The 6,894-nt window shown below is 63.6% G+C and carries 6 protein-coding genes; 2 read left to right on the forward strand and 4 right to left on the reverse strand.

Annotated features, from left to right (window positions below; all coding sequences use genetic code 11):
• Nucleotides 1–16 precede the first annotated feature (16 nt).
• Nucleotides 17–985, reverse strand: coding sequence for an SMP-30/gluconolactonase/LRE family protein (locus IC50_RS24165; RefSeq protein WP_035710569.1), 969 nt, complete (start codon nt 983–985; stop codon nt 17–19).
• 90 nt (nt 986–1,075) lie between these two features.
• Between IC50_RS24165 and IC50_RS24170 the strand changes: the two genes are divergently transcribed.
• Entirely contained in the window at nt 1,076–1,900 is an 825-nt protein-coding gene (locus IC50_RS24170; protein WP_035710571.1) for an NAD-dependent epimerase/dehydratase family protein, read from the forward strand.
• A gap of 222 nt (nt 1,901–2,122) precedes the next feature.
• Here the strand turns inward: IC50_RS24170 and IC50_RS24175 are convergent, their stop codons facing one another.
• Together IC50_RS24175 and IC50_RS24180 are read right to left on the reverse strand one after the other, a co-directional pair.
• Nucleotides 2,123–3,043, reverse strand: a complete 921-nt coding sequence (locus IC50_RS24175) for a hypothetical protein (protein WP_244429635.1) — start codon at nt 3,041–3,043, stop codon at nt 2,123–2,125.
• A 406-nt stretch (nt 3,044–3,449) separates the two neighbouring features.
• Nucleotides 3,450–4,313: a hypothetical protein gene (locus IC50_RS24180; RefSeq protein ID WP_333938146.1), complete on the reverse strand. Its 864-nt coding sequence runs from the start codon at nt 4,311–4,313 to the stop codon at nt 3,450–3,452.
• Between the two features lie 282 nt (nt 4,314–4,595).
• Here IC50_RS24180 and IC50_RS24185 point away from each other — a divergent pair, with 282 nt between their 5' ends.
• On the forward strand, nt 4,596–6,308 hold the full coding sequence (locus tag IC50_RS24185) for an IlvD/Edd family dehydratase (protein ID WP_035710577.1): 1,713 nt from the start codon (nt 4,596–4,598) through the stop codon (nt 6,306–6,308).
• 19 nt (nt 6,309–6,327) lie between these two features.
• Here the strand turns inward: IC50_RS24185 and IC50_RS24190 are convergent.
• Nucleotides 6,328–6,894: enoyl-CoA hydratase/isomerase family protein (locus tag IC50_RS24190; RefSeq protein ID WP_035710580.1), on the reverse strand; the 567-nt coding region annotated here is incomplete at its 5' end.

Here is a 6,894-nt window from a genome sequence, read left to right on the forward strand (position 1 = left end):
CCCTACAAGACCGGCGTTAGCCGCCGGGCGCCCCCTGTGTGTTTACGTACAGCGCGTAGATCGACTGGCTTGCGGCCATGAACAGGCGATTGCGTTTGAGGCCGCCGAAACAGATATTGGCGCAGCGCTCGGGCAGGGCGATACGGCCGATCATGACGCCGTCGGGCGCGAACACAACGACGCCGTCGAGCTCGGGATCGCCCATGCCCCAGCCGCACCAGAGATTGCCGTCGATGTCGCAGCGCATGCCATCGGGTGTGCCCGGACCTGCATCGATGAAGATGCGCTTGTTCGAGATCGTCGTCCCGTCGGCCGAAACGTCATAGGCGAGGATCTTGCGGTTCGGCACGCCGCGGGATTCCACGACGTACAAAATCGTCTCGTCCGGCGAGAAGCACAGCCCGTTTGGACCGAGCACGCCTTCGGCGACGATGGTTGCCTTGCCGGTCGCGGGATCGAGCCGGTAGACGTTCGGCTCGATCTCGGGTTCTGCCGTGTAGCCCTCGTAGTTGCCGAGCAGCCCAAAGGTCGGATCGGTGAACCAGATCGAGCCGTCGGACTTCACCACGACGTCGTTCGGCGAGTTCAGCCGCTTGTCGTCGAACGAGTCCATCAGCACGGTGATGCTGCCGTCATACTCGGTGCGAACGACGCGCCGCCCGCCGTGCTCGCAGGTGATCAGCCGTCCCTGCCGGTCGCGCGTATTGCCGTTGGCGAAATTCGAGGGCTTGCGGAACACGCTGACGGTGCCGGTCTCTTCCTCCCATTTGAGGATGCGCTGGTTCGGAATATCGCTGCAGAGCAGATAGCGTCCGTCGCCGAACCACACCGGACCCTCGGCCCAGCGCAGGCCGGTCGTCAGCCGCTCCACCGCCGAAAGTTTCAGCCAGTACTTTTCGAAGCGGGGATCGAGTGCCTTTATCGCGGGATCAGGGTAATAGGTCGCCGGCCGCCAGCCTTGATCATGGGACGATGCATCGTTCATGTGCGGTTCTCGTCGTTGCGTTCCCTCTGTCCAAGTCTGCTAGCATCAGATATCCATGGCCGCAAATCGGCGCAATCGACGGGGACAGACATGCCGCGCATCTTGATGACGGGAGCTTCGGGCGGAATCGGAACGCGCCTGCGCAAACTGCTGCCGCCGATCTATCCGGACCTGCTGCTCTCCGATATCAAGCCGCCAGCCGATCTCGACGCAAACGAAAAGTTCAAGGCGGCGGACCTCGCCGATCTCGCGCAAGTCGAGGCGATCTGTGAGGGCGTCGACGGCATCATCCATTTCGGCGGCTATTCGGTCGAAGGTCCCTGGAACGATATCCTCCAGGCCAACATCATCGGCTGCTACAATCTGTTCGAGGCCGCGTACCGCAAGGGCGTCAAGCGCGTGGTGTTCGCCTCGTCCAATCACGCGGTCGGCTTCTATCCACGCCACCACAAGATCGGCACTGACGTCACTGCGCGGCCCGACAGCCGTTACGGCGTCAGCAAGGTGTTCGGCGAGGCCGTCGGCGCGCTCTATGCCGACAAGCATGGCCTGAAGGTGACTTGCCTGCGCATCGGCAATTTCGGCGACATGCCGCTCGACCAGCGCCGGCTCGCGATCTGGCTCAAGCCCGATGACCTGGTGCAGCTCTGCCGCATCGGGCTCGAACATCCCGACATCCATTTCGAGGTCTTCTACGGTGCCTCTTTCAACGAGCGCGCCTGGTGGGACAATCACCGCGCCTACGAACTAGGCTATCGCCCGACCGGCCGCGCCGAAGATTTCCGTGAGCACGCGATGGAGGAGCAGGCCAAGCTCAAGCCGGATCCCGTCGGCGATTATTTCCAGGGCGGCACGTTCTGCAGCATGGAGTTCGATGCCGACCCAGGCCGGATCATCGATTGGAGGAAGCGGTAGTCGATTTAGCTCCGGCTTTGGCAAGCCGTCATTGCGAGCGCAGCGAAGCAATCCAGAATCCCTCCGCGATAAGAGCCTGGATTGCTTCGCTGCGCTCGCAATGACGCGTTGAGAGAACATTTCACGCGAGCGAATGAGTCGCGGCACCGCATCGTCAACAATCTTTGTCAACGCTCGCCGAGATGCGGCTTCCGCGAGAGCGCAGCTCACCCGCAGCCGACCTCAGAAATGCAGGTTGAGACGCAGTAGCGCCTGGTGCCGCTCGAACTGCTCCAGGTTGAGGCTGCGGCTGTCGCCGATCGCGCTGCCGGCAACCTGCATCTGCCAGGTACCGGAGATGCCGACTTCCTTCGAGATGGTGTAGGAGAAGGTCGGGCCGGCGAAGACCGCATCGCCTACGAAGCGGTTGAGCGCGCCGCCGTCATAGGCCCGCGCGTAGCGTACGCCGAGGCCGAACAAGAGCTCGGGCTGCACTGCGTACGAGATCGCCGCCTGGAGCTGCATCTCCGAATCGTGTCGCCAAAGATTGGTCAGGGTCTCGCGGGTTCCGCCGGTCCCGTACCAGACATTGAAGGCCGCAAACAGCCTGTCCTTGACCAGTTCGCGATCGAACAACGCGGCAAACTCTGCGCCATATTGCGCGATATTCATGCCGGTGGCGTCGTCGATCCGGCTCCAGCCGGGCTGTGCATGGAGAGTGAGCCCGAACGGCGCGACGGCACGATCGACCAGCTTGTAGCGCAGTTCGAGCGCGGCGCCGCTGAAAGCGACGTCCCGATGATCGGCAAGTCCCGGAACGCCGTTGATGCGCTGCCCGCTCAGCGCAAATCCGGGCGCGATCCGGAAATTGTCCGAGACCGTGTACTTGATCTGATTGAGATTGGCCCAGGCCGCGTAGCTGCCGGAGCGCTTGCCGAACGCGCCGACATTCTCGAACTCAATCTCGATTTCGCCGGGCTTGCCGATATCGGAGCCCATGCTGATACCGAAGATGTGCTCCGTATCGATCTCCGCGTGAGCTGACGGCAGGTTCTGCGCAGGCTTCGAGGCGGCGTGGCTAAGCGGGCCACGAGGCGTGCCATATGTGCGCCCCGGCTTGTCGTCGGCGAAGGCCAAGGCGCAGCTCGCCAGCTGACTGGCCACGATCGTTGTCGCCGCTACGGCGTACGGGAAGCTCAATATTCCAGACACGAACAATTCACCTCTAAGCCGAGACTCGTTGATGGACGAAAGGTCTCAGGCATGCGCAGACAGTATGCAAATGCAAGTCATTCGCAATGACATCCCATGAAATTGGCCTCGATGCAATTGTTGCGACTCGTTCTTAGTTGCGTTCAAGTGTCGCGGCTGGGCTGAGCCTCAGCGCAAATCGCCTTGGGAAGGCCGGGGCCAGCGCGGGAATTCGCGCGGGTCAGGCCTCAATTGATGCAAGACGAGGTGGCCGCACCGACTATGCGATGGGCCACGGCGTGCCGGCCGGAGGCATTGAACGTGCTGTCGGCAAGAGGCTGCGAAAGAACGTCTGCCTAGCCAGTCAAGCTAGTCGAAATCAACCCCTGGCGATGTCCCGGCTTATCTTCTGCAATCGTGCAAAGGCGGCCCACGCGTTTGGATATTGGGCGTCTCTCGAATCGATCGTGATCAGCGCGCGGCAGGCCTCGTTGATGTCGTCCGCTGAAGGACGCATGGAGATGTCGCCCGATGACTCCGCCTGCTTCCAGCGGTCCTCGACCTCTTTCGCCAGGGCCAGTGCTTCCGACGGGGTTCGCTTCCGGGTTGGCTTCGCCAATGCGTGGTCCGGAGGGAATGTGGGCCAGGCGGTGGGAGGCCGATCGGCGCGCCAGTCGCCTTCCATGGCGGCCTCGCGCTTCGCGGGCGGATTTGCCTGTCCAGATGCGGCATCAGGCGGAACGGTCCGGCCGGCCAACTGGCGGATCTGCTGCTCCATTGTCCCGCCAGCCGACGGTCCGCCCGCCGAGCGCGCAGGCGCCGTCAGACCGGGCGCAATCGAGGTCTGTACGTCGGGAGCAACCTTCTGAACGGTGTTGACGACCGCCGCCGCCCCGGGTGGCAGAGCAGGCCGCTGTTGCGCGACCTTGTCGTCCTCGGTGGGGCAGGGCCTGTATCCCGAACGCTGACGCGTGATGCGTCCGTCATCATCGATGCGGGCAAAATCAATCGCCACGGTGTAGACGAAAGGGGCGTCGATGAACTGGCCGGACTTGTCCATTGCCTTGACGCCGCCGCAAACATACCGCGCTGATCCGGCCTCTACCGAACGCAACGCGCCGAATGTGGCCGTCGCTGGATCGATCAGCGCATGCCGAACGGCTGCGCGAGCTTTCATGTGTTCAGTGGAGAGCGCGCTGATCAGGACGTCAGGATTGATCAATTCGGGCTGGTAGTACCACACATAACTCCACGGCGAAAAATGCTGCGCCGAAAGCCGCTGCGATCAGGACACCGGGTACATTCATGGGATTTCTCCGGGTGATGGAACCCGGCATGGTTGTTATTTTGTTCGAGAACCATTTGCGCTAGAGTCTTCTAACGAGTCGTTAATCGGTTGTGCGATCGAGGAGCATCTACCAGACGATTGTCCTCGGGAGGGATGAGCTCCGCCATCCATCTGCGCGTCTTGTTGACAATACGGGGCGAGGCGGTACCACCATGGCAAACGGGACGGAGCGACCTGATGACGAGTGGTTTGCGCAAGGGTTTGACCAGCTACGGCGACGCCGGCTTCTCGCTGTTCCTGCGCAAGGCGTTCATCAAGGCGATGGGCTATTCCGACGACGCGCTGGAGCGCCCGATCGTCGGCATCACCAACACCTATAGCGACTACAATCCCTGCCACGGCAACGTCCCGCAGATCATCGAAGCCGCCAAGCGCGGCGTGATGCTGTCGGGCGCGATGCCGTTCGTGTTTCCGACCATCTCGATCGCCGAGAGCTTTGCGCATCCGACCTCGATGTATCTGCGCAATCTGATGGCGATGGACACCGAGGAGATGATCCGCGCGCAGCCGATGGACTCGGTGATCGTGATCGGTGGCTGCGACAAGACCTTGCCGGCGCAGGTGATGGCCGCGATCAGCGCCGATCTGCCGACCGTGGTCATTCCCGTCGGCCCCATGGTGGTCGGCCATCACAAGGGCGAGGTGCTGGGCGCCTGCACCGACTGCCGTCGTCTCTGGGCGAAATACCGCGCCGGCGACATGGACGATGCCGAGATCGAGGCGGTGAACGGCCGTCTCGCGCCGTCGGTCGGAACCTGCATGGTGATGGGCACAGCCTCCACCATGGCCTGCATGATCGAAGCCATGGGCCTGTCGCTGCCGATGAGCGCGACGATCCCGGCGCCGCATGCCGAGCGTTTCCGCCTCGCCGAGGCGAGCGGCAAGGTGGCGGCCGAGATGGCCAAGTCCAAGGGTCCGAAGCCGAGCGAAGTGCTGACGCCGGCGTCTTTCAGGAATGCGCAGGTCGTGCTCCAGGCGATCGGCGGCTCGACCAATGGCCTGATCCACCTGACCGCGATGGCACATCGCTCGCCGCACCGGCTCTATCTCGAAGCTTTCGATCAGATCGGCCGCGAGGTGCCGGTGTTGGTCGATCTCAAGCCGTCCGGTGAGCACTATATGGAGCACTTCCATCACGCCGGCGGCGTGCCGAAACTGCTGGCGCAGCTCGGCGATCTCGTCGATCTCGATGCCAGGACCATCACCGGCCAGACGCTGCGCGAGGTCGCGGCGAATGCGGAAGACGTGCCCGGTCAGGACGCGATCCGTCCGCGCAACAACCCGATCAAGAAGGAAGGCGGCCTCGCCATCCTGCGCGGCAATCTCGCCCCGCGCGGCGCCGTGATCAAGCAGTCGGCCGCGAGCCCGAAACTGTTGCAGCACACTGGGCGGGCGGTGGTGTTCGAATCCGTCGAGGACATGACCTTGCGGGTCGACGATCCCGATCTCGACGTGACCGCCGACGACGTGCTGGTCCTGCGCAATGCCGGCCCCAAGGGCGCGCCCGGCATGCCCGAGGCCGGCTATCTGCCGATCCCGAAGAAGCTCGCGCGTGGCGGCACCAAGGACATGGTGCGCATTTCGGACGCGCGCATGAGCGGCACCGCGTTCGGCACCATCGTGCTTCACATCGCGCCGGAATCCGCCGTCGGCGGACCGCTCGCCCTGGTGCAGAACGGCGACATGATCCGCCTCGACGTTGCCAAGCGCAGCATCGAGCTGCTGGTCGATGCCGCCGAGCTGGAGCGGCGCCGCGCCGCCTTGAAGCCGGCTGCTGCGCCCGGGGAAGTGCGACGCGGCTACGCCTGGCTGTTCAACGAGACCATCATGCAGGCCGACGAGGGCTGCGACTTCGATTTCATGCAGAGGACGGGGCCGGTAAAGGGCTGAGACACCGACCGCGTGGCCTCTACTTCCCTTTGCTGGTGAACTTCTTCACGGCGATGCGGAACGCGTCCGTGTTCATCGCCATGATGATCTTGTGCTCCTCGGCATCCAGCTGCTGCTTCACCGGCGTGGTTGCGGCCTGGTAGACCAGCTGCTTGGTGCCGGCGATCGCCGCCGGCGGGTTCTGCGCCAGCCGTTCGGCAAGCTGCCGCGTCGCCGCCTTCAGCTCGGTTGCGGGAACGGTCTTGGCGACGAGGCCCCATTCATAGGCCTGCTGCGCGGTAAAATTGTCCTCGGCGAGGAAAATCTGCAGCGCCCGGCGCGATCCGACCGTGCCGACGATGCCCACCGTAGAGCCGCCGTCCGGCGACACTCCGATCTTGGCATAGGCCGGCGTGAACTTGGCGTCTTCCGCGGCGATGCACAGATCGGTGACGAAGGCGAGGCCCATGCCGGCGCCGGCCGCCGAGCCGTGCACACTGGACAGCGAGATTTTCGGCATGCGCCTGATGATCTCGATGAAGGCATGATAGTGCTTCAAGAGCTCCCCGACGACCGGCGTCACCGTGCCGGCTTCGGCGGCCGCCCC

Source organism: Bradyrhizobium genomosp. I (2014), assembly GCF_000261685.1.
In the GTDB taxonomy this organism is placed as follows: Bacteria; Pseudomonadota; Alphaproteobacteria; order Rhizobiales; family Xanthobacteraceae; genus Bradyrhizobium.